Annotated in this window: 18 protein-coding genes and 1 pseudogene; 7 read left to right on the plus strand and 12 right to left on the minus strand. The window is 60.8% G+C overall.

The features are described 5' to 3' along the window. Positions 1-5 precede the first annotated feature (5 nt). The 3 genes from ACX5I4_RS21650 to ACX5I4_RS21660 form a co-directional block, all read right to left on the minus strand. Positions 6-146 carry a hypothetical protein gene (locus tag ACX5I4_RS21650; protein ID WP_461838499.1) on the minus strand — a complete coding sequence of 47 codons (141 nt, stop codon included), beginning with the start codon at positions 144-146 and terminating at the stop codon, positions 6-8. Positions 147-730: 584 nt separating this feature from the next. Further along, the gene (locus ACX5I4_RS21655) at positions 731-1,315 is read right to left on the minus strand and encodes a histidine phosphatase family protein (RefSeq protein ID WP_265978165.1); all 585 of its coding nucleotides are present in this window, start codon (positions 1,313-1,315) and stop codon (positions 731-733) included. Beyond that, a complete protein-coding gene (locus ACX5I4_RS21660) occupies positions 1,316-2,812 on the minus strand; it encodes a CCA tRNA nucleotidyltransferase (RefSeq protein WP_461838500.1) in 1,497 nt (498 codons plus the stop codon). 226 nt (positions 2,813-3,038) lie between these two features. Between ACX5I4_RS21660 and ACX5I4_RS21665 the strand changes: the two genes are divergently transcribed. The 5 genes from ACX5I4_RS21665 (at position 3,039) to trxA (ending at position 9,062) form a co-directional block, all read left to right on the plus strand. Further along, entirely contained in the window at positions 3,039-3,539 is a 501-nt protein-coding gene (locus tag ACX5I4_RS21665; RefSeq protein ID WP_265978167.1) for an NUDIX hydrolase, read from the plus strand. 60 nt (positions 3,540-3,599) lie between these two features. Beyond that, positions 3,600-5,675, plus strand: coding sequence for a murein biosynthesis integral membrane protein MurJ (murJ, locus tag ACX5I4_RS21670; RefSeq protein WP_461838501.1), 2,076 nt, complete (start codon positions 3,600-3,602; stop codon positions 5,673-5,675). Positions 5,676-5,817: 142 nt separating this feature from the next. After that, positions 5,818-7,452, plus strand: a complete 1,635-nt coding sequence (locus ACX5I4_RS21675) for an ABC transporter substrate-binding protein (RefSeq protein WP_461838502.1) — start codon at positions 5,818-5,820, stop codon at positions 7,450-7,452. Between the two features lie 290 nt (positions 7,453-7,742). Then, a complete protein-coding gene (gene trxB / locus ACX5I4_RS21680) occupies positions 7,743-8,699 on the plus strand; it encodes a thioredoxin-disulfide reductase (RefSeq protein WP_461838503.1) in 957 nt (318 codons plus the stop codon). A 36-nt stretch (positions 8,700-8,735) separates the two neighbouring features. Then, on the plus strand, positions 8,736-9,062 hold the full coding sequence (trxA, locus tag ACX5I4_RS21685; RefSeq protein WP_133203770.1) for a thioredoxin: 327 nt from the start codon (positions 8,736-8,738) through the stop codon (positions 9,060-9,062). Positions 9,063-13,305: 4,243 nt separating this feature from the next. On the opposite strand, the gene ACX5I4_RS21690 is transcribed toward trxA, so the two are convergent. The 9 genes and pseudogenes from ACX5I4_RS21690 to rpmH all read right to left on the minus strand — a co-directional run bounded on the left by ACX5I4_RS21690 (position 13,306) and on the right by rpmH (position 20,769). Then, a complete protein-coding gene (locus ACX5I4_RS21690; protein ID WP_461838504.1) occupies positions 13,306-13,581 on the minus strand; it encodes a hypothetical protein in 276 nt (91 codons plus the stop codon). A gap of 1,582 nt (positions 13,582-15,163) precedes the next feature. Then, on the minus strand, positions 15,164-16,354 hold the full coding sequence (locus tag ACX5I4_RS21695; protein WP_461838505.1) for a ParB/RepB/Spo0J family partition protein: 1,191 nt from the start codon (positions 16,352-16,354) through the stop codon (positions 15,164-15,166). 67 nt (positions 16,355-16,421) lie between these two features. Then, positions 16,422-17,476 (minus strand): annotated as a pseudogene (locus ACX5I4_RS21700) (ParA family protein). An 86-nt stretch (positions 17,477-17,562) separates the two neighbouring features. Continuing rightward, positions 17,563-18,213 (minus strand): 16S rRNA (guanine(527)-N(7))-methyltransferase RsmG, encoded by a 651-nt coding sequence (rsmG, locus tag ACX5I4_RS21705; RefSeq protein WP_461838506.1) that lies wholly within the window; start codon positions 18,211-18,213, stop codon positions 17,563-17,565. Between the two features lie 6 nt (positions 18,214-18,219). Then, complete coding sequence (locus ACX5I4_RS21710) at positions 18,220-18,798, minus strand: Jag family protein (RefSeq protein ID WP_461838507.1); 579 nt, start codon at positions 18,796-18,798, stop codon at positions 18,220-18,222. After that, positions 18,798-19,775, minus strand: coding sequence for a membrane protein insertase YidC (gene yidC / locus ACX5I4_RS21715; protein WP_461838508.1), 978 nt, complete (start codon positions 19,773-19,775; stop codon positions 18,798-18,800). Before yidC ends, ACX5I4_RS21710 begins: the two co-directional genes overlap by 1 nt. A gap of 17 nt (positions 19,776-19,792) precedes the next feature. Next, positions 19,793-20,191: a membrane protein insertion efficiency factor YidD gene (gene yidD / locus ACX5I4_RS21720; protein ID WP_461838509.1), complete on the minus strand. Its 399-nt coding sequence runs from the start codon at positions 20,189-20,191 to the stop codon at positions 19,793-19,795. Beyond that, positions 20,184-20,591 carry a ribonuclease P protein component gene (gene rnpA, locus ACX5I4_RS21725; RefSeq protein WP_461838510.1) on the minus strand — a complete coding sequence of 136 codons (408 nt, stop codon included), beginning with the start codon at positions 20,589-20,591 and terminating at the stop codon, positions 20,184-20,186. The genes yidD and rnpA overlap by 8 nt, the downstream gene beginning before the upstream one ends. A 40-nt stretch (positions 20,592-20,631) precedes the next feature. Next, positions 20,632-20,769 (minus strand): 50S ribosomal protein L34, encoded by a 138-nt coding sequence (gene rpmH / locus ACX5I4_RS21730; RefSeq protein ID WP_011776797.1) that lies wholly within the window; start codon positions 20,767-20,769, stop codon positions 20,632-20,634. Positions 20,770-21,228: 459 nt separating this feature from the next. Between rpmH and dnaA the strand changes: the two genes are divergently transcribed. Both dnaA and dnaN read left to right on the plus strand, forming a co-directional pair. After that, positions 21,229-22,650 carry a chromosomal replication initiator protein DnaA gene (gene dnaA, locus ACX5I4_RS21735; RefSeq protein WP_461838511.1) on the plus strand — a complete coding sequence of 474 codons (1,422 nt, stop codon included), beginning with the start codon at positions 21,229-21,231 and terminating at the stop codon, positions 22,648-22,650. Positions 22,651-23,171: 521 nt separating this feature from the next. Beyond that, positions 23,172-24,296, plus strand: coding sequence for a DNA polymerase III subunit beta (gene dnaN, locus ACX5I4_RS21740; RefSeq protein WP_461838512.1), 1,125 nt, complete (start codon positions 23,172-23,174; stop codon positions 24,294-24,296). Positions 24,297-24,369: the final 73 nt, after the last annotated feature.

Here is a 24,369-nt window from a genome sequence, read left to right on the forward strand (position 1 = left end):
GACACTCAGCGGATGATGCCCATTTGGTGCAGGACGACGTAGACGTCTTCCCTGCGCTGGTCCAGCAGTTGTCCGTTGAAGAGGGTCCTGTCTTTGACGACAGGCTTGCCGTTGAAGACCATCAGGTCCCTGAGGCGCTTGGCCATGGTGTCACCTCCTTTCGTTGTTGAAGAGAATTGCCGGAATTCGGGCATGACAATTAAGCCCCACTGAATTCGAAAGAAGACAGTGCGGAAATAGGCACGTGAATGCCGGGCAATGATGGGGTGGATTAAGCGGTTTGTTCGAATGACCGTTGACAGTACCGGAGCATGGAGTTCCGATACGTGGTATCCAGGGGGCAGCCGTCCCCAACAAGAAGCTGGTTCCGAACTATGAGGAAACTGCGCACCACGTCAATCGCGTGATACCGCTCAATGGCAAGCCAACTCGGCGGCTGATTGCACCTCGAACCGCCCCGATATTCAGGGGCGGAAGTACATCAGGAGACGTTAGGCCGCAAAACGGCGTCGAGCAGCGAAGGCCGGGGTGCCAGCTTCGGTCATCTTCCATCCGCTAGTCAAAGTAATCATTTTCCCAACCTCCTTTTCTGCTTTGGCACCACCGCAGCTGACTGACTGGGTAGTGCACGCCTTAATCCCGGCGGATCGCTCTGGGATCAAAAATAAAGTTACACCATGAATCGCGCTGTTGACCAGCCAAATACAAACAATTTAGAAATTAATTCCTCTTACAGTCCCCAGCGAAGAATGGCCGGCGTCCGCTTGTCCCATCCCAAGGTACAAACTTTGGCTGTTCCCAGGACAAAGTGGCGTCCTTCCCTGGCATCCAATTCAAGCCAACGGGCCGTGAGGATGCGGGAGAAATGGCCATGGGCAACAATCAGGACGTTGTCCATCCCGGACTCCAGGACGCGGGCAATGATCTTGTCGGCACGGGCCGCCACGGAGTCAAGCGTCTCGCCGTTGGGGACTCCATCGAACCAAATGAGGTAGTCCGGATTGTCCTTGCGGATGAGGTCCGAGCTGATGCCTTCGTAGTCTCCGTAGTTCCACTCCACGGCCAACGGTTCATGGACGGCGTCGGGGAAGCCCGCGAGCTCCGCGGTACGCCGTGCCCGGCGCAGCGGGGAGGTCAGGACGAGGTCGAAGTCGATCCCTTCCAGGATCTTGCGTGCTTCCACCGCCTGCTGCTCGCCTTCGACAGTCAAAGGAAGATCGGTCAATCCCGTGTACTGGCCACTCTTGGACCATTCGGTCTCCCCATGGCGCATGATCCAGAGCTGTGGCCGGGCCGGCTTGGCTGCTTCGTTCACTTAGGACTCCTCTGGTTCGGCGATGCCGGCATGGGCATCGACGGATGGTTCCGATGAAGGTTCGACGGCGGACTCGGGCTGCTCGGCCCACCACGCCAAAAGCTTGGATTCAGCGTCCTCCGCGGACGACGGACCGTTTTCCATGCGTTCCTCCAGCAGGAACTTGTAGGCACGGCCAACCACCGGTCCGGGCTTGAGTCCCAGCAAAGCCATGATGCGCGCTCCATCCAAGTCCGGCCGGATGGCATTGAGCGATTCCTGTTCGGCCAGGACCTCAATCCGTTGTTCAAGGTCATCGTAGGCAAAGGAGAGCCGCTCTGCCTTGCGTTGGTTACGCGTAGTGACATCGGATCGGGTCAGGCGATGCAGTCGCTCCAGCAAGGGGCCCGCATCTGCCACGTAGCGGCGGACGGCGGAATCGGTCCAGCCCGCATCCCCGTATCCGTAGAAGCGCATGTGCAGCTCGACGAGCCGCGCCACGGCCTTGATGGTGTCGTTGTCGAAACGCAAGGCTTTCATGCGCTTCGCGGTCAGCTTCGAACCCACCATGTCGTGGTGGCGGAAGCTCACCGCGCCGCCCGGTTCGAAACGGCGCGTAGCCGGCTTCCCGACGTCGTGCATTAACGCGGCGAAGCGCAACACAAAGTCGGGGCCAGGTACGGGGCCATCCGGGCCGGTCTCGAGCGAAGCGGCCTGCTCCAGGACTTGCAGGGAGTGCTGGTAGACGTCTTTGTGCCGGTGGTGCTCATCGGCTTCAAGGCGCAGCGCAGAGACCTCGGGCAGGACGAACTCCGCCAGGCCGGTGTCCACGAGGAGGTCGATGCCCGCCCGCGGATGGGCGCCATTGATGAGCTTGACGAGTTCCTCGCGCACACGCTCGGCGGAAATGATCTTGATCCGCTCAGCCATCCCGGACATGGCGAGGCGGACGTCGTCGTGCACTGCGACGCCGAGCTGCGCCGCGAAGCGGGCGGCGCGCATCATGCGCAGCGGGTCATCGGAGAACGACGATTCGGGGGATCCAGGGGTAGCAAGCACCGAGGCGTGGAGATCGCGCACCCCGCCGAACGGGTCCACAAGCTCCAGCGAGGGCAGCCGGAGCGCCATCGCATTGATGGTGAAGTCGCGGCGTAGCAGGTCGTCCAGCAGCGACGAGCCGAAGGCCACCACAGGCTTGCGGGAATCGGCGTCGTAGGCCTCAGCACGGTACGTGGTGATCTCAATCTGGAAGCCGGATTTCTTCATCCCGATCGTTCCGAAGGCGCGGCCAATCTCCCAGAAATTGTCGGCCCATCTCTTGATGATGGAAAGCGTCTGGTCCGGAGTGGCGTCAGTAGTGAAGTCCAGGTCCGGCGAGACGCGTCCCAGGAAGAGGTCCCGCACCGGCCCGCCAACCAGCGACAGTTCGAATCCAGCGTCCACGAACCGCTGACCGAGGTCCAGGACCACTGGATCCATCTGGAAATTAACTGAAGAACTGTCCAATACTTGCGCCATAGTTCCTTAAGCTTGTCAGATTTCACCGCGCCATCACACCGGATCCTTGTCATTACGGGGCGACACGGCGCGATTGCACGATGACAACACCGGGATCACGGCCGAACGCCATCCGCAGGTCACCGTGAGTCCATGTCCCGGTCATCACCAACGGGCAAGAGTCGTTAGAGTGGACTTCATGGCCAACCCGATCCCGAGTGCTCCTGGCAGGAGGACGAATGCACCATTGCCGTCGGCAATTGGTGCCCACGTCGCGCCCGCTCCGCACACGGCCCAGGCCGCCCTTCCGACCGTGGAGGAGGTCTCCGCCGGGGGCGTCGTAGTAGACACGTCCGACGGCGAACTGAGGGTTGCGATCATCGCCCGCCTTAACAGGGGTGGCCGGCTTGAGTGGTGCCTGCCGAAGGGGCATCCGGAAGGCAAGGAAAACAACGAGGAAGCCGCGGTGCGGGAGATCGCCGAAGAGACCGGAATCGAAGGCAACGTCCTGGCTCCGCTCGGCAGCATCGACTACTGGTTCACCGTGAGCGGGCATCGCGTACACAAAACCGTGCACCATTTCCTCCTCCGCGCCACGGGCGGCGAGCTGACCATCGAGAACGATCCTGATCAAGAGGCCATAGACGCGGCTTGGGTTCCCCTCCAGGACCTGGCACGCAAGTTGTCCTTCCCCAATGAGCGGCGCATCGCGGATCTCGCCCGGGAAGTCCTGCCCGAACACCTCTAACGCCGCCTTTGATACAGTCTTGACGCATCAGGCAGCCCGGCTCGTGGGACGATAAGGACAATGTCTGCCGCCAAAACAACCCAGTCAGTCCAGTCCGGAGAAACCCGTTCCAGCGCCGTCATGGCCGCCGGGACGCTTGTTTCGCGGTTTCTCGGCTTCGCCAAAACGTGGATGCTTGGCGCCGCGTTGGGCCTGGGATCGACGGTCAATGACACCTTCATCAATGCCAACAACCTGCCCAACCTGATCTTCCTTCTGGTGGCCGGTGGCGTCTTCAATGCCGTGCTGGTGCCGCAGATCATCAAAGCCAGCAAGGGACCGGACCGCGGCGCGGACTACATCAGCCGGCTCCTGACCCTCGCGGTGCTGGTTCTCCTGACGCTGACAGCGTTGGTCACGCTAGCCGCGCCAATGGTCATTGACCTCACCACCCAGGGCTACTCGCCCCAGCAGAAATCCTTGGCCGTAACCTTCGCGTTCTACTGCCTGCCGCAGATCTTCTTCTACGGCCTGTATGCGCTCCTGACCCAGATACTCAACGCCAACGGCGCCTTCGGTCCCGCGATGTGGGCGCCGATCCTGAACAATGTGGTGGCCATCGCAGGGCTGGGCATGTTCATCTGGATCCTCGGTGCCAACAACACCAACCCCCACACCCTGGACAATTGGGGGCCCTTCCAAACTTTCCTGATCGCGGGTTTCTCCACTGTGGGCGTGCTCGCCCAGACTGCCATACTCCTCATCCCCGTGATCCGCTTGCGGCTCGGTCTCCGGCCCCGCTTCGGCTGGCGGGGCGTGGGACTGGGCCAGGCGGCAAAACTGAGCGTCTGGACGCTCCTGACCGCCGCCGTCGGGCAGCCCGCGTTCCTTTATGTCATGAGGATCGCCACCATTCCCGGATCCGAGCGCCTTCGCCTTGAGCACGCGCAGGACCCTGCCGCCGCCACGCTTCCGGGTAACGCGGTCCTGGAAGTCGCCAGCCAGCTTTACCTGCTGCCGCACTCGATCATCGCGTTGTCGCTCGCCACGGTGTTGTTCAACCGCATGACCCACGCTTCGCAAGCCGGCAACAAAGCCGAGCTGCGGGAAGCCCTTTCCCACGGACTGCGGACCATGGCCGTCGCCACCGTTTTCGGGGCACTGGCGCTCTTTGCCCTCGCCGGTCCGCTGGGCATGTTCTTCTCCGGCGGAAAGCCCCAAGACGGCGTCATGCTGGCCCAGACGCTCACGATCCTCGCGTTGAGCACACCGTTCATGAGCGCCAACTTCATGATGTCCCGCGTGTTCTACGCCAACGAGGACGCCCGCACCCCGTTCTACATCCAGCTCATGCTGGCCCTGCTGAACGTTGTGGGCGCGTTCATCATCCAGTTCCTGCCGGTCGCCCAGATCATCTTCGCGATCGCCGTCCTCTACACCCTCGGCAACATCCTTTCCGTTGTCATCAGCGTCTGGTTCCTGAGGCGCCTCCTGGGCCATGTAGACGGCCCCCGGATTGCGAACTCTTACATCCGCATGGGGTACGCGGCCCTGGGCTCGGCAATCGCCGGCGCTTTGGCCCTGTGGCTCCTCGGCAGCTACCACGCCGACGGCTTCGCCTGGAGCAGCAGGCCCGCCGCTTTGGTGACGGTGATCGTCGTCGGGCCGGTCATGTTGCTTGCGTATTTGTTCCTGCTACGCGTCTTCCACGTCAGCGAGCTGCGCGACCTGCTCCGTCCGGTGCTGGGCAGGCTGGGCCGGGGCGTTCCGGTCGCGCCAGCGCCATCCACCAGCGGAAAGCAGCCCCCGACGCCGGTTCGCGCCACCGTGTCCGACGATACCGGGCTCATTCCGCGCATCTCGGGCGAATTCGACGCGGCATCATTCCGCGCCGGTCCCGCCTTGGAAACCCTCCCGTCCAAGGATGTACGGGCTGCGGGCCACGACGGCATGGCCGATGCGGCCGTTGCGGAAGGACAAGGCAAGGTGGATGCCTGGTCCGACGTCGAGAAGTCATACCTGCCGGACGAGGACCTCCCCAGCACCGCCCAAGGAGGCGTGGGCCGCCCGGGCATTCCGCTGCCTGGCCGCCGCACCTATCAGGGGCCGCTGGGAAACAACCCCTATTTCCGCGGTGGAGCTCGCCGCAAAAGGTGACGCATCGGCGCAAACCGGGGGCCGGAACGGCCCAATCGGCTAGGATCAGAAACTAATACAGGTAGTTGCAGACCACGGGTCACCCGGCTGGCCGGATCCCGTATTCAGGACCCGCAGCTTCCGGACAGTCTAGGAGGAACCCGTGTCCCACCCGATCGATGTCGGATCAGTGCTTGGCGGCCGCTACAAAGTCACAGCCACCGTGTTGACTTCGCACGACCAAGATCTGGTGCTCGACGGCGTCGACCAGGTCCTGAACAGACCCGTCAGTATCCTTGTGGCCGGCCCCGGAAACGCCGAGCAAGTTGCCAAGAGCGCCCGCGAGGTAGCCACCGGTGAACGGCCCGGGCACGTCCAGATCCTCGATCTCGGCGTCAGCGACAGCACCACGTACCTCATCACCAACCACAGCAGTGCTCCTGATCTGCTGGACCTCGTGGTGGCCACCAACCCGCCGTACGTCGAGCCGTTCTTCACGGACACGCTCGGAAGCGAGATCTTCGGCCAAGCCCGGTCCCACGAGCCCGAAACCTATGACGGACTGTACGACGACGAAGAGCACGACGCCGAGTACATCAATTACGACGACGTCGAGCCCAACCCGGCCGGTGGGTCACAAGCCGCAGCCGCCGAAGACACGCGCCGCCCGGCGGTTCCTCCCATGCCTGCTAGCCGTCCGGCGTCGGCCCCTGGTGGCATTGGTTCCCGCATCGCTGCTGCAGCAGCGGGAGCAGGGGCTGCAGCCGCCGCGGCCGCCGCAGCTGTGAAGGGTGCAGGCAAGCCAAACGACGACGACGGTCAGCGCACATCCGCGGCCACCGCTTCCACCGAGGCCCCTTCGACTGTCCAGCCGAACCAGACCGCCCCCCAGCAAATCCAGCAGGGGCCGGCGACGCAGGCCGTTCCAGCGTCGACTCCTCCCGCGCCGACGTCCGCGAACCCCGCCCAGGACGCCAAGGTCTCGCTCTGGTCCGAGGACGACTACGGTTTCATCAACGACGACGCCGCCACTTCCCGCGGTGCGAGCGGCGGCGCTTCGGGCGGGTACAGCCGGGGCGCGTCGAGTTTCCCGGCCACGGCCCGGGAGCAAGCCGATCCCCTTGACGAGGACGAATACTACGACGACGAGCCCGTGCGCGAGCCCCGCTCCTTCCGGTGGCTGGTGGGTGGCGTCCTTGCCGCCGTCCTGATCGTCGGATTGATTCTGGCAGTCACCAACCTCGGTAATCTCATCCCAGGCGGCACTCCCGCGGCCAAACAGTCCACCCCAGCGTCTCAAACAGGATCCGGACAGCCGAGCAGCACCGAATCGGCCACTGCCGTTGCCGCGCCGCCGGTCGTTGACGGCGTCACCCGCATGGGTGATTTCGAGTTTGCGGCGACTTATGACAAAGACTTGGTCAAAGCCTTCGACGGTAATGCCGCGAGCTATTGGTCAGACATGGAGTTCGCCACTGCGGACTGGGGCGGACTCGCAGCTGACGGAGTTTCCCTGCTGGTCAAACTCAAGGCACCGGCTCAGGTCAAGTCCGTCACGCTGAGCCAGTTGGGTGCCTCCGGTGGAAACATCAGCGTCTACACCAACGATCGTCCGGCGATGGACGGCGCCAAGCTGGTAGGCACCAACAGCTTCACCTCGCCGGAACTCACCATGCCGCTCAGCACCCCCGCAACAGCCCAGTACGTGATCGTCTCCATCAAATCGCTGCCCAAGCTGACCGCGCCCAAGACCCGCTACGGCTTCGGCCTGCGCCTCGCCGAGATCAAGGTCCAGTAGATCAGTACCCAGTAGATACACAGTCCAGTAGTCGACGGCGGGCGGCAGTTTTCGGCCCGGTGTGGCAGTTTCGGACGATTACGTGAGGTGTGCTCCGTTACCCGAGGATCGTCAACTCGGGTAACGGAGGCTGCGCCCTTCCATGCCCTGCGCCACCAGACGGTACCCTGAATGGTGGTGGATATTAGGGTCCCCGGAAACACCGGAATATTCGACGCCGCCATGAGGTTGTGCCATGTGGCCGGCCGCGAAAATCCGGTGCATCGACTAAGGAAGAGGTTCACCCAACAGTGAGCAACGCAGAAAACACCGCGTCCCAAGTACGTGATGTCATCATCGTAGGCTCCGGGCCTGCCGGCTACACGGCGGCTGTCTACGCAGCACGCGCCAACATGAACCCGCTGCTCATCGCCGGTTCTGTGACTGCCGGTGGCGAACTGATGAACACAACAGACGTCGAAAACTACCCGGGATTCCCCGACGGCGTCATGGGACCTGACCTCATGGAGAACTTCGAAAAGCAGGCCGCGCGCTTTGGTACAGAGATCCAGTTCGAGGATGTCACCGAACTGGATCTCGACGGAGACATCAAGTCCGTGACCATTGCCACGGGGGAGACCTTCAAGGCTCGCGCGGTAATTCTGTCGACCGGTTCCGCCTATCGGGAGCTCGGCCTGGCGAATGAAAAGCGTCTCTCCGGCCACGGTGTGAGCTGGTGTGCAACCTGTGACGGTTTCTTCTTCAAGGACCAGGACATCGCAGTGATCGGTGGCGGAGACTCGGCCATGGAGGAGGCACTCTTCCTCACCAAGTTCGCCAAGTCCGTCACTGTGGTGCACCGTCGTGACACCCTGAAGGCTTCCAAGATCATGGGCGATCGTGCCCAGGCCCACGAGAAGATCAACTTCGTGTGGAACACCGCGGTCGAAGATGTCATCGGTGGCGATAAGGTGACCGGCTTGAAGCTGAAGAACCTCGTGAACGGCACCGAGTCCGAACTCGCCGTCACCGGCGTATTCGTGGCAATCGGCAATGACCCCCGCACGGAACTCGTGAAGGGCAAACTGGAGCTGTCCCCGGAAGGCACCATCGCCGTCGAGGGCCGCAGTTCCAAGACGAGCATCAAGGGCGTCTTCGCTGCCGGCGACGTCGTCGACCCCACCTACCGTCAGGCCATCACGGCAGCTGGTTCCGGTTGTGTCGCGGCCCTGGACGTCGAACACTATCTTGCAGACCTGCACGCCTAATCGGCACAGCAGCCATCCATTCGAAGGGAAAGAATTATGAGCAACGCTAAAGACGTTACCGACGCCAGTTTCAGCACCGACGTCCTGGCCGCTGAAAAGCCGGTCATCGTGGACTTCTGGGCAGAGTGGTGCGGCCCGTGCCGTAAGTTGGGTCCGATCCTCGACGAGATCTCTGTTGAATACGGAGACAAGGTTGACGTCGTCAAGCTGAACGTCGACGACAACCCGGCCATCGCCGCGGAGTACGGCATTACGTCGATTCCGGCCGTATACCTCTTCAGTGGGGGAGAAGTGAAGAGCACGGTTATCGGTGCAAAGCCGAAGCAGTTCTTCGAAAAGGAATTTGAGTCCGTCCTTTCCTAAGGCACGTCCTTTCTTGGGGCTCGAGCGCCGCACTCTAGTGGCGCTTCATGACTCAGCCGGTGGTTCCCGCTTGTCAGCGGGAGCCGCCGGCTTTTTCGTTTCTTCTGCGCTCCTGGTACCCCTTCACTCCGTTGCTATTCCGGTTCCAGGTGTATTGGCTTCACGTTCAAGCGATGCCTGGAGGTCCCATTACCCGCGTTGATCCCACGTTCGGCATGTCCGGAACCTTTTTCGATTTCGAAACCCTGGAGTTTTGGGGGAGAACCGCCCAGCAGACAAGTCCCATCTTGCCCATACGGGGTAAGGGTGGAATGTGGGGCCCTAATAGTCAGCCGCCCCAGAATTTTGTCGTTCTCTGTTTTCCAAGTCTTTCGCGAAGCCTCTTGCCAGAATCCTTGTCTCCGGCCAGGGATAGCGGCCGGTTGCTTCGATACAAAAGGGCTTAGATGTCGAGGAGCCGTTTCACGTGAAACAGTGTGGGCGTCGCCGGGAAGTCACGATGCACTTGGGGTTCGAAGGCTGTGCAAAACAAATTTGCGCGGCACCTATTGTGTGCACTGTTTCACGTGAAACGCCCATGACCATTACAACCGCTGTTCTCCGGGTCTCCTGATCCAAGGGCCGCGTTGCTTGCAGACTCTACACGCGCGATGCTTTAGAAGATGTCCCTTACCGAATGGTGGTCGGGAGTGACGCGATGATCCTTGGCAGGTGTGGACCACTGTGGCCGGCGGCGTCCGCGCGCATGAGCGGAGTTCTGAGCGATGCACACACTCCTAGCCAATGGGAGGTGGGGGACTACCCAAGGCCCGTCCACGCATAGGGAGCGCAACCCATGCACCACCTCCACCCACTGTTTCACGTGAAACGACGCGTGCGTCTGGCGCGAAGCCAGCGTCTAGCACGGTAGGCGCCCCTCATGATGGGAGTCTCTGTCCATCTCATACCCAGTGAATTGGCGGAGGGAGACTCCCAGTGTGAACCTAGTGCCGTCAGGACGGCGGAAATGGATGTCACGGGCGCCAGAACGGCTCCCTCCCGTCGCCCTGATCAGTTCCCAGCCCGCGTAGCCACAAGGCCTGTTAGGGACTAACCTGGGGCCCAGACGACAGACTAAAGACCTCCCAAGTCGGAGATCCACCGAATCTTCAGGCACTTCGTACCCCAGGCATCCACCGCCGAGCTAAGCACGCCACCAAACTCCATCCTCCGATCGGCCCCTGGAACCGTCGATACAGTGCCCAGCCTCAACTCCCGCGGCCACGATTGCTGCGGACTACGGTGCGCAAACCTTGTCCTTACACGAAGCTTGCTTAGTACCCCGCTGAATTGGCGCCCGAATAGGGCACAGGTTCAACGACTCACGCAAATGAAACTAAGACAACTTCTTTCTCCAAGTCACCAATCTAAATCTGCATGCATCGATCGGTCCGCACCCCAGAGGAACCGTCGGTAGTTCTTGGGGATCGGTCTTGATTCTTCACAGGCATGCGTCATGGTCTACGAAACTCAGTGAGAGGACTAGATTGGCCGGCTCAACATCGCTGCCCTTTGGGCTGGCACCAGTGCCTTTTGTGTCCGGGGCTCGTTGCCCTCAAATGAGTGGAAGCTCAAATGAGTAGAAGCTCAAAACATGAAGCTCGCACTGACTCCAAGCCTTGAGAGCTGACGCCTGGCTCGCGAAGGAGCAACCCATCACAACGAATCCAAGGGCGCAATGACAGCCTTCCATGCGGTTTCGGCGCCCCAGCCCGCGAGTAGACCACCGCCGGCTTCCGACCGTCCTGCCGGCACCACGAGGACCCATCGCTAGCGCTGGAAGAAGAACAGACGCGCGCCCCAAGCGAGCATTGCCTCAGTTGCTATAGGGAGCGAGCGCATGAGGCCACGAGGCAATCAAGCGCCCACCAATGTTCCCTTTCCACCCGCACTGACGGGGCACTTAGGTCCGCGCGATCTAGCGGTAGGGGCGAGCGAAACCACCCAGCCGCAGGCCGGAATCTGACGACCCAGACGCAGGTGCTATGCAGGGCTCGCACAGCACCCAGACTCACAAAGCTCGGCTCCAATCCATCCGCGGAGTCAGGGGCACCACGTCACCCGATCTATCAGGGCCATGTCTGCGAAAAATCTGGAGTCGCCGGGACCTAGGCGTGCTCGAGGCTACTTCGCCGTCCGGGGGATCTTCTGGATCCTCGGAACAATCGTTACTCCACGTGTGCACCGCTGATTGAGCGTGACGGTGGTGCCACACCGTGAGACCAAGCCCGTGGCTGCCAAGGGGAGTAGTCCACAAGCGCTCGCCCCACGTCTTAGGTCAGTCCAGTACTGGCCTCCTATGAGCGCCTACCTGAGCGCTGGATCCGGCAAAGCCTGGGTACCTGGCATCTAGGCAGGCTAACCCAGCTGGCAATGAGCCCTGGTCCAAACAGCGTTGAGTAGCCAGCCCAATGAACGGTGTCGGCCTGGACCTTTCGGGATGACACGTGACCAATTTTGGAATGAGACGTGACTAAATCTGTGAGAACGCGGTTCTTCCGACGGGCGGTCTTCCGTGCGATCCACTCCCTTGAACGCGGCGTATCGGAGTCAATGGCACGCTCTGCGAATACCAGGCTCAGCCGCCAGAGAAGTCATCCGTAGGAAGGCCTACCCAGGTTCCACAGATCTCGTGCTCGTCAACAGCTAGCCACTCAATGGGGTGGGTCTCAGAATGCCCGCGGGTTTCTCAGCCACAAGAGTTGCGCATGGCTTCCACCCCCGTCAGATACCCGACGCCACGCAGGCGTCGAGGTCCGGCGCTTCATCACTGCTGCACGAAAGTCCTTGGCACATGACGTCAACAGCTCGGGTGCCGTTTCACGTGAAACATGAGCGGAGCCGGATGCCGGCGGCGCTCCGGCACCAACCGCGTCAACTACGCACTCCTAGCTCTCGGCTCAGGATCGCGGTCCAATAGCCCAACGGAGGCTATCCGCTAGAGCCAGCTGCATTCACGCCAGGGGAAGATATCCACCGAGCGCCCGAGAGTTATGCACATAGTTATCCACAGCGATATCCACCGGCTAGAAGACTGTGCACAACCGCCCCTCCGCACGGGCAAGAGGCGCCGCGCGCACGGGACAGATTTCGACTGCATGTGCATTGCGTGGTCGGCCCTTCGACTGGGCCGAAATGGGGCTCAAAAGCGCGAAAATGGGCCCGGATACAAAGCAAAATCAACATTTTGGCCACGTTCATGGTCTGCGGGCCTGTTTCACGTGAAACAGAACGACCGCGTGCTCGAGTCTGCCCAAAGTCGAGACGCAGACCGATCGGAGGCGGACACGCTTGTGACCCTTAGCTTCGAGGAGTGGACAAGTTATCAACAAAGTTATCCACAGCGATATCCACCGGGGCGCTTGGAGTTTTCAACAGCGACGCAACACCTTCGCTGAACCACGCAGACTAACATATTGGGCCCAACCCGCCGTCTCACGCCCGATTTTCACCGACCATTCGTGGCCACATTCTGAGAGCGCCTGCACCCCTACGATCGCCAAACAGTAGTCTCTGGCAGACCTCGGATAAGCTCCGAACAAGGTAGCGGGCCGCACTTGGGAAGCCCACGAACGCATCGTCGCTCGAACCTCATCGCGCCCGATGATGGAAGGCCAGCGCACCGACGGCTCGCCGCTAGCGGCGCCGTGCTCAATCAGGCGAGGGGCGGATCGAGGCACCACATGCTCGCACAGCGTCGATGAAGCAGTTGCCGTCCTGGTCCGCGAGCATCCGATGTAGATCTCAGTACCCCCGGGTAGAGCTGAGTGGAAGGGGGCTGGACAAGCTCTGGAGGGAAGGTCTGGTGGCTCTTGCCGAAGCGAGGGCGCGAGACAAACAATGCGGACCGTCCCCGTTTGACACGATAAACTCCATATCACCACCCAGGCGGGCCGTGTGCGCGTCAGGTGCCCAACCTTATGGACCCCAGAAACACCTAGCCCAGGTTCCTGGAGGAATTCAGAATAGTATGCCGGCTGGGGGTGGCGCGGCCGGGCCCTGATTAGAGTCTCGTCCGACCACAGGATCCTGACTGAACTCACGAGCATTCCAGGATCAGGGCCAGGTGAAGATGTTGAGTCGGAGGCAGCGCCATATAGGGCGCAATCTCGCGGCCCACGCTCAGCCTCAGAGCCAGCCCGGGAAACGTCAAGTCCAGCAGAACCTCTCTGTCGCCCCGAACCGCAGGACTGGCGAAGAGTACTTAGCAACGGTTGGAAGGGCAGGGAAGGCCGTCGAAAACGGATCGCGCAGCGGATTCGGCGTGCGTCCAATCCATAGTCTGCTCGACAATGCCTCGCAGGAGGACTTCGACAATCTGAAGTCCGAAGCTGTGGACCAGGACTCCACGGACAGGCCACCGGGCCGCGGCGCTGGCCAAGACCACCAGCAGCCAATTCGCGCCCTCAGCCTGCCCGCGCAGACTACGCGAACCCCCTGTTCCAACCTCACGCATGTCGTCCCACATGACCTGCGTCAAGGAGGTTCCCCGACAGCTGCACAGCCAGAGACCATGAACAAGATCTAATGTCTGTTCGCAGAAATGTTCACCCAACGAACCGGAATAGAAGGCAAGGCGGGAGAACTCAACGCTGCCGTGAATGGGTTATACAAAGGGTACCGGACCATCGCAGAGTCATGACCACCGCAGAGTCCGCTTGGAGACAGTGCCTTTTGGAGATAGAAGGGTACTGCCTTTCATGGGCTATGGACCTCTCATCCCATCGAGGGTGAGTACATGGTCCAGTCCGGACACCACGCCGCCCAACTAGCCATCTCGCTGCACCCGCCCATAGCGGCCACATACTAGAATTCGCGAGTGAGCTCCCAGTTTTATGAAGGAGGAATTTTCGGGGTCGGTGTTATGGACCTCCAACCCTCTCGTTTCACGTGAAACAGGAAGAGAATCGCCTAACCCGGTGAACTTGTCAGACGATGGAACGGTCCACCGGTCGAGCGTCACGAGAGTGCCATGCCTCCTGCAGTGGGTTTCACGTGAAACAGTGCGCCCCACCTCCCATTCCAGAGCGGCAAAATCCACGAAGATGCATCCGGCTTCATAGGCACGGTAGTCAGTCAGCTCGGCAGTCGGTCAATAGCCCAAGCAGTCAGTACAGCATCGGGCCGCAGCCAGCACACTTCCCGATCGGCCCGTCGCCCAATCGACCCGTCGCGCGGGCAGCCCGCGGATGAGGGGAGCGTGCAGGGAATGTTCCTATCATCAGCGGCAATCCAAGACCGCCTATGCAGACAACTCCCGGTGCGCCAGCCCAAGGGCACGGCTACTCGGGACTCTCGAACCGCGGAACCCGGGGGAGAGGATCTCCGCGCGTGTTTCACGTGAAACGCAAGAACCTGTCTCGCACGCTGTGGCTACGTTAGCACAAAGGCCCAGGTCATTTGCAGGAGACTGCGCTTTAGACGACCACTGTGTACGCCGCCGGGAAATTGTACGTAAGCTGCAGCCGTACATGATCCCGCAGGGAACGATCGTCCAATAAAGGACCAGGAATCAGGAAACCAATACGAATCTGACCATTGATCATGAGAAGACCTTCCTTGCGGCCCGCGAAGTCCCCGCCAGAGACGCGCCTTCCCCCAAGCCCAAATCCAAATCCGCAACACCCGGCCACCGTTTCACGTGAAACAATCGCCATTGCTCAGAGATGTAACGAGGACTGCTCGACGACAAGGACATCTGCCACGTCTTGCGCCCCGCTGGCGTGGCTCTCACCCCGCGCGCCCGCCATCGGCACACGGCAGGAGGCAACGTCCTGCCGGAAATCCGCCGGCAGGGAGGTACCAGAACAACGCCCCAACAGACTGATTCAGCGAAGGCATGGACAGTCGGAAAGCCGCACAAATGAACAGCGCGCGAGCCTTCTCCCCGGCAACCGCCAGCGGAAAGCCCCAGTACGGAGCGCCCACATCGGTAGATCCAAGGGTAGCGAGCACCCAGAACGCCCCAAACAACCAATCCGAGCCCGAAGCGCCTCATCAATACTGACAAAAAATGGGGCCTGCTTCTTCAGAAGCAAACCCCATTCCAGAGATCGGACAGACTAGCCTTCGGCGTCGGGCGACAACACATCCATGATGCGATTGAGGTCCTCGACACTTGCAAACTCGATGCTGACTCGTCCCTTGCGGGCTCCCAACGTGATTTTCACGTTGGTGTCCAAACGATCAGAGAGAGACGAAGCAAGATAATCCAGGCGCTCGTGGCGTGCGTTAGGGCGCGGGATGCTGTTCTTAGGCGGCACCGTAGGATCCTGGTACAGCGCCACGGCCTCCTCGGTGGCCCGCACGGACATTCCTTCGGCGACGATCTTCTGAGCAAGGCGCTCCATCGCAGCGGCGTCCGGCAGCGCGAGCAATGCGCGCGCATGACCAGCCGACAGCACGCTAGCGGCAACACGCCGTTGGACCAGAGGAGGAAGCTTGAGAAGACGAAGCGTGTTGGACACCTGCGGACGCGAGCGTCCAATGCGATCAGCCAACTGCTCGTGGGTGGTACCGAAATCCTCAAGCAGCTGCTGATATGCAGCTGCTTCTTCCAAGGGATTCAGTTGGCTGCGGTGGAGGTTCTCCAACAGAGCATCGCGCAGGAGGTCATCGTCATTGGTGTCACGGACGATCGCCGGGATAGTTTCGAGGCCGGCGGCCTGAACTGCCCTCCAGCGTCTCTCACCCATCACAAGTTCATACGGTTCTCCACCCTTTTCGGTTGAAGTACGTACAACAATTGGCTGGAGGACGCCGATTTCCTTGACGGAGTGAACCAGCTCCGCCATGTCGTCTTCATCGAAGACGCTGCGCGGCTGTTTGCGGTTGGGGTGGATGTCACCAACGGGAATTTCGGCGAAACGCGCACCTGGAACCTCGACCAGCTCAACCTCGGGCGCATTCACTGGAACAGTGTCAGAAATAGAATCTTCCGTAGCGTCCGCAGTAGCTGCCTTCGCTGTGGCTGGCTTCGATCTCGCGGGGGCCTCCGCAGACGGCGACTTCGCCGCGGGAGTCTTTGCCGCCGTCGAACCCTTAGTCGAAGATCCTCGCGATGGGGAGCTCTTCGCTACCTCGGTGTCAAGCACCTCCGGAGTATCCACCGTCTCCGGTGCCTTACGCGCCTCGGGAAAGAAGAGATCTACCGGACGCGATGCCGGAACGCCATTGCCCGATGCACCGGCCGAAGCGGAGCTGGGAATGAGAGCCCCAAGACCTCTACCCAGGCCTCGTCGCTTTTCGCTCATTAGTATGTCCCTCCGGTGGAATGGCAAGAATGGAGCCCGCCAAGGATGTTGCAGTGATTCAGAAAGTCTAGCGCTCGGCGATTTCCGCGGCGGCTTCCATGTAGGACAACGCGCCGCTGGATGACGGATCGTAAGTCATCACCGTCTGTTGGTAGCTCGGGGCCTCTGAGATGCGCACAGAGCGTGGAACCACGGCGCCGAGAACCTGCTCAGGGAAGTGCTGGCGAACTTCCGACGCCACCTGCGCGGCCAGGTTGGTACGGCCGTCGTACATCGTCAGCAGAATGGTGGAAACGACCAGATCAGCATTGAGGTGCTTCTGGATCATTTCGATGTTTTAAGGAGTTGACTGAGGCCTTCCAAGGCGTAGTACTCGCACTGGATGGGAATGAGGACCTCGCTGGCCGCGCAGAAGGCGTTGACGGTCAGCAGGCCCAGGCTCGGCGGGCAATCGATGAAGATGAAGTCCAGGCGGGCTTCACCGTTCTTCGCGCGTTCCTTCGAATACACATCGATTGCACGGCGCAGGCGCTGTTCCCGAGCAACCAAGGAGACCAGCTCAATTTCGGCGCCGGCCAGGTGAATCGTGGCCGGCGCGCAGATGAGATTGGGAATGTCGGGGCAAGGAGCCACAACGTCACGGAGCGGCAGGTCATTGATCAGCACATCGTAAATGCTGTCGACATCGGCGTGGTGTTCAATACCAAGAGCTGTGGACGCGTTGCCCTGCGGGTCTATGTCGATCACCAGGACATTGAGTCCAGCGGAAGCCAGGGCGGCTGCGATGTTGACCGTGGTGGTGGTCTTTCCCACCCCACCCTTTTGATTGGACACGGTGAAAATACGGGTCTTCTCCGGCTTGGGAAGCTCGCGTCCCACCAGCCGTTCCCGGCGTCGGGTCTCATTGGCGAGCTGGCGCGCAATGGGGCTGGAGTCATCAATGGAGTCCATGACATTGTCGCTTCCGACAATCAAGGTTTCACGTGAAACAGCGGCATTTGCAACCAAATTCGTACGCATCAGCGCAGATTCGAACGACGCCGAGGGCGCAGCCATTGCCCGCGCGGACCCCAGGGAAATAAACGGCGGGATCCGCTGCGTGGAGGTTTCGCTACTGCCCACTGTCACACTCTCACTCTCATTCGGCTCTAGCTGCCGTTCTCTAGCTTAACCGCTCAGCTGCGGACACGCGGGACACAGCGCCGAAGCTAAGCGATCTTCCGCTGTTTGTTGACGACGATCCTCACCACTGTGGTGGGTTCCTCCAAAAGTCCCTGTCCGCAAACCACAACGGATGTTTCCACGCCCCCGAGCTTGCGGATAACCTTTGCTGCTTGCTCAATCTCTTCGGCTGCGCTGCGGCCCTTGATGGCGACCACTTCACCCTTGCCGTTGAGCAAGGGAATGGTGAGGCCAGCCAGTTTGGACAAAGCAGAGACTGCCCTCGCAGTGACGACGTCAGCGTTGACCATTCCCACCGCGAGCTCAGCCCGGGTGCGCATGACGGTGACGTTGTCCAGCCCGAGATCATCCACTACTTCCTGGAGCCAGATAACCCGGCGTTCCAGGGGTTCGATCAGCGTGAGTTCAAGGTCGGGACGTGCAATTGCCAAGCACAAGCCGGGAAGGCCGGCGCCTGAACCAACATCCGCAACATGGCTTCCATGGGCTATGGCCGACTCGATGACGGCACAATTAAGGACATGCCGGCCCCACAGGCGGGGAACTTCACGCGGGCCGATCAGCCCGCGCTCGGTTCCCGACGTCGCCAAATGTTCTACGTACCGTTGGGCGAGCCCCAGACGGTCACCAAAAATCTTCTCTGCCGCCTGCAGTTCGGCCGCCGTAATTTCAACCATGATCCGTTAGTCGGCCGAAACCACAATGTGGCGGCCAGGACCTTCACCCTCGGACTCTGAAACAAAGCCGAGGTCGGCAACGGCATCGTGCACAATCTTGCGTTCGTAGGCGCTCATCGGCTCAAGAGCCACTGAAGCGCCGGTCTCCTTGACCTTGGCGACGGCGTCTTCGGCAATCTGCTGCAGATCGCCTGCACGCTCCTTACGGTAACCGTTGATGTCCAGCACGAGGCGCGATCGGTTCTCGGTTGCAGACAGTACGGAGAGGCGAGCAAGCTCCTGAAGGGCTTCGAGCACTTCACCGTCGCGGCCTACAAGGGCCTCAAGGCCCTCGGAATCGTCTTCGGCTGCGATGGAGATGTAGGTGCGGCCATTGCGGATCTCGATGTCGATGTCGCCGTCGATATCGGCAATGTCCAGGAGTTCCTCGAGGTAGTCCGCCGCGACGTCGCCCTCTTCCTCAAGGCGGCTCACCGAGGAGCCCTTTTCGGTGGACTCGTCCTCAGCGGCAGTTTCTACCGTAGTCTCTGCCAGTTCCTCGGTGGCCCCAGCGGCCGTTGCCTCTTCGGTGCTTTCAACAGACATTACTTCTTCTTCCTGTTCTTACGTTGTGGCTGGATGCGCTGCTGTGCCTTGAGTTCGACGGCGGCCACTTCGGCAGCAGCGACGTCGGCGTCCTTCTTACCGCCCAGGAGCGGGATGGACGGCAAGCCCTTGGCGGCGCGACGCTCAGCAAGTGCCTTGGCTGCGGGAGATCCCGGTGTCGGCATGCGGCGGATGACAAAGAACTGCTGGCCCATGGTCCACAGGTTGGTAGTGGTCCAGTAGATGAGCACGCCAATCGGGAAGTTGATGCCGCCCACACCGAAGACAACCGGCAGGATGTAGAGCATCATCTTCTGCTGACGCATGAACGGGCTGGCCATGGCCTCTTCGGACATGTTCTTGGCCATGATCTGCTTCTGCGTGATGAACTGCGAAGCCGTCATGGCGAGGATCATCACGATCGACAGGACCCACACCGCCACGACGTCGCCGCCCGCAGGCGTGCCGTGAAGCAGCGTCGCGGACAGGGGCGCTCCGAAGATGCTGGATTGATCGAACTGGACCACTTGCTCGTGGCTCAGTGCGCCGATGCCCTGGCCAGCTTCCTTGGCAGCACTGATACCGGAAAGCACCTGAAACAGCGCGAAGAAGAACGGCATCTGGATCAGCATGGGCAAACACGCGGAGAACGGGTTGGTGCCGTGCTTCTTGTACAGCGCCATCTGTTCCTGAGCCATGGCCTGCCGGGACAGCTGGTCGGTCTTACCCTTGTACTTCGCCTGCATCTTCTTCAGATCAGGCTGGAGAAGCTGCATCCCTCGCTGTGCCTTGATTTGCTTGACGAACACAGGGATAAGGGCGGCACGGATCACCAACACCAGGCCGATGATGGACAGCGTCCAGGTCCAGCCATTCGCCGCGGGCAGGCCAATGAAGCTCAGGCCGTCGTGGAACCCCAGCATAATCGCGGACACAAGCCACTTGAACGGGGCCAGAATTGTTCCAAAGATGTCCATACGTTTTCCCTATTTCCTCAGGCCGCTGTGCGGCGACCGTCTTCATCAGACCGCACAGCCAGGAACTGGTCCGGGTTGTTCAGTACAACAATTGTGGGCGTCTGGCCTTCGGGCCAGTGACGATGTCCAGCGGGGACGTGGTCCACGCCGCCGGCGTTCCAGGGGTGGCAACGCGCAAGGCGCCGCGCTGCGAGCCAACTTCCCTTGACGGCACCATGTACCGTCACCGCTTCGAGGGCATAAGCCGAGCAGGATGGGAAGAATCGGCACACTTGGCCGTATAAGGGAGAGATGATCCTGCGATACGTCTTCAGCAAGATGATGAGGACGTTGCGCGGCAGCTCCCACAGAAATGTTCCAAGGACTCTCGGTGAGACTCTCAAGAAGCGGACGACGGCGGAGCTCAGCTCATGCACGCGGTGTCCCTTCCGTTGTGGTGCCCTGGGTGGGCGAAACAGCCCGCGGAGACGATCCGCCGAGCCGTTTCGTGGTTGCCGCCAAGGCGGCGTTGTAATCCGTCAGCAGCTGGTCCCAGCTCGCCGTCGCAGCTGCGGGCAACGCCCGGACAACAACAGCAAGACCCGTGCCATGCCTAATCAAAGACAAAGCACCTGCTTCTCTCAGTCTCCTCTTAACGAGGTTCCTGGTCACAGCGTTCCCGACAGCTTTGGAAACGATGAAGCCGATGCGGCTCGGTTCTTCGACACCAATAGGTGCCGTATATAACACTAAGTTCCGGCGTCCATTGCGGACGCCGGAACGTACAGTTGTTGAAAAGTCGGTTGAAGTCCGTAGACGGTTACGGGTGGCTAGCACCTAGTGACTCGCTTGGAAGACTGACCGACGAGTCAGTTATTTAGGCCGACAGTTCGACGCGGCCCTTGCCACGACGGGCGGCCAAGATGGCGCGGCCGGCACGGGTGCGCATACGAAGGCGGAAGCCGTGCTTCTTGGCCCGACGGCGGTTATTCGGCTGAAAAGTCCGCTTGCTCACGTTAGTTACTCCAGTGGATCAAAGGTGCGCCCACCCGATCAAAAGGGGAAGAACTGGCCGACGCTAAGTTTATTTGTGTATCCGCCGCCGCCCAACGCCGGATTTACCGGAGGTGCGGGTGGTCGAAAAGCGGACACATAGGACTTCACAACGTTAGGGCAAAAAGACCCCCCAGGTCAAACCGGGAGCCGCCTTGCCCCCTATCCCCAACTGTGGCTAAGTACACCCAACAGCCTGTGGATGAAGTGGCTCACAGGGCCCGTTTCAGAACCACAACGGTGTAATTATCCACAAGCATGTTCCCAGCTATCTTCTGGGGTTTCCATCCCCTAGAGTGGCTCAGTAGCCGATTATCCACGGACTGTGCATAACCCTGTGGATTCGGTTCGAAATCCACTCATGGTTTGGACCTTTCGGCTGCCGCAATCCAGGCAAGCAAGCACTCGAGGGAACCAATTGATGACGGTAGACGACGCCAACCACGCCAACACGGTCGGAAGTTCCTGGCGGCGGGTGCTGAGCCTGCTGGAACAAGACGATCGCGTCACACCCCGGCAACGTGGTTTCGTTATCCTCGCCCAGGCGCAAGGCCTGATCGGCTCCACCCTCCTGGTGGCCGTGCCCAATGAGCTGACCCGCGAAGTTCTCCAGACCCAAGTCAAGGACGCCCTCGACGACGCCCTCCGCAGTGTCTTTTCCGATGACATCCGGTGCGCGATCGACGTCGACACAGACTTGGTGCCCATCCACGAAGAGCCGGCCCCCGCCGTCGAACTCTCTTCCGCGAACGACTTGGCCGTGGAACTGAAGCCGCAGCCCACTCCGCCGAGCACTTCGCACGAATTCGGCCGGCTGAACCCGAAATACGTCTTTGACACCTTTGTGATCGGTTCGTCCAACCGCTTTGCCCATGCTGCTGCGGTCGCAGTCGCGGAAGCACCGGCCAAGGCCTACAACCCGCTGTTCATCTACGGTGATTCCGGGCTGGGCAAGACGCACCTGCTGCACGCGATCGGCCACTATGCCCGCCGGCTCTACAGCGGCATCCGGGTGCGCTACGTGAATTCCGAGGAGTTCACCAACGACTTCATCAACTCCATCCGCGACGACGAAGGTGCCAGCTTCAAGACCACCTACCGCAACGTCGACGTGCTGCTGATTGACGACATCCAGTTCCTGGCAGGCAAGGACCGGACGCTCGAAGAGTTCTTCCACACCTTCAACGCCTTGCACAACAACAACAAGCAAGTGGTCATCACCTCGGACCTTCCGCCCAAGCAGCTGGCGGGCTTCGAAGACCGCATGAAGTCCCGTTTCGAGTGGGGCCTGCTGACCGATATCCAGCCTCCGGAACTCGAAACCCGCATCGCCATCCTCCGCAAAAAGGCGCAGAGCGAGGGGCTGTCCGCCCCCGACGACGCCCTGGAGTACATCGCTTCCAAAATCTCCAGCAACATCCGCGAACTCGAAGGCGCGCTGATCCGCGTCACGGCGTTCGCCAGCCTCAACCGCCAGGCCGTGGATGTGGCCCTCGCCGAAATGGTCCTGAAGGACTTGATCACCGACGACGGCGCCCAGGAGATCACGGCTGACCAGATCCTGAAGCAGACGGCCGAGTACTTCAAGCTCAGCATGGAAGAGCTCTGCAGCAAGTCCCGTACACGCACCTTGGTGACCGCCCGGCAGATCGCCATGTACCTGTGCCGTGAGCTCACGGACATGTCCCTGCCCAAGATCGGCCAAGAGCTTGGCGGCCGCGACCACACCACTGTCATCCACGCCGACCGCAAGATTCGCGAACTCATGGCCGAGCGCCGTGTGATCTACAACCAGGTGACAGAGCTGACCAACCGCATCAAACAGCAACAGCGCGATTCGTAAGCGGCCACTACATACCTTATTAACAGGCACATGTGGATAAGCCTGTGGATACTTAAGGGGACAAGCGCGGTTAATGGGCTTAAACCCTTAAGGCATCTGTGGATCGTTAAAAACGGCCCTGGGGGTTATCCACGTCCACACCCTGTTTAAAACCCGCGTCGCCCACACATCGTGAACAGGCCTTAACCCCGGAACTGCGGGTCCAGAAGCGGTTATCCACAGTTTCCACAGGGGTTATTAACACTACTAATCCCAAAAAAATGAATTCCCTCAAATAACAATCTCCTTCCGCCCACTCACCGACGCAGCCCGTGGCTGCCTGAACCGCGAGCCAGCAGCCCGGGGATGGGTTAATGCCCGAACTTCCGGCTAAGCTGTCTGCATCGCGTCCATCCTTGGCGCTGCTTTGTAGTTCGCTCACCGCGGACCATGCAGCTTTCGGGTTTCGGACGCTGGTTTTCGGGGCTCCTGGGGAGTTCCGGTGGAACACTGGCAGCAGCAATGAAAGGCGGCACCCTTCCGTGAAGTTCAGAGTCGAGCGGGATGTCCTGGCAGAAGCCGTCACATGGACAGCCCGGTCGTTGTCTCCGCGGCCGCCCGTCCCGGTCCTTTCAGGTCTCCTGCTCAAGGCAGAAGCCGGAACAGTGAGCCTCTCGAGCTTTGACTACGAGACCTCTGCCCGTCTTGAGATTCCCGCCGACATCACCACCGAGGGAACGATCCTGGTTTCCGGGCGCCTCCTGGCCGACATTTGCCGCAGCTTGCCATCAGCGCCGGTCGAAATCGAAACCGATGGCAGCAAAGTCACCCTCACGTGCCGTCGAAGCAGCTTCCATCTCGCTACGATGCCGGAATCCGAATACCCGCCGCTCCCAGCGCTTCCCGCCATCAGCGGAACCTTGCCCGGCGACGCCTTCGCCCAGGCCGTTTCACAGGTCATCATCGCGGCCAGCAGGGATGACACCTTGCCGATCCTCACTGGAGTCCGGATGGAGATCGAGGATGACATGATCACCCTCCTCGCCACGGACCGTTACCGCCTCGCCATGCGGGAAGTGCCGTGGAAGCCCGTTACTCCGGGAATTTCCACGAGTGCCTTGGTAAAGTCCAAGACCCTCAACGAAGTGGCCAAGACCCTCGGTGGCAGCGGAGACATCCACCTCGCCCTCGCCGATGACGACAGCCGACTGATTGGCTTCGAAAGCGGCGGGCGCACCACCACATCCCTGCTCGTAGATGGTGACTACCCCAAGATCCGCTCGTTGTTCCCGGATTCCACGCCGATCCACGCAACTGTCCAGACGCAGGAGCTTGTTGAAGCCGTTCGCCGCGTGTCCTTGGTCGCCGAACGAAACACCCCGGTCCGCCTGGCGTTCACCCAAGGCCAGCTGAACCTTGACGCGGGTACTGGCGAAGACGCCCAGGCATCCGAGGAACTGGAAGCCCAGCTCAGCGGCGAAGACATCACGGTAGCTTTCAACCCGCACTATCTGGTGGAAGGCCTGAGCGTCATCGAAACCAAGTTCGTGCGTTTCTCCTTCACCACAGCGCCCAAGCCGGCCATGATCACCGCCCAGGCTGACGCCGACGGCGACGACAAAGGCGACTACCGCTACCTCGTGATGCCCGTCCGCCTGCCCAACTAGCTCGCAGCAGATGTCGTTCTGGACGCCCAAAACGACAACAAATGCGAGTCAGTTGGGACGACAAAACCACCAA

It is taken from the genome of Arthrobacter sp. MMS24-S77 (assembly GCF_054888235.1).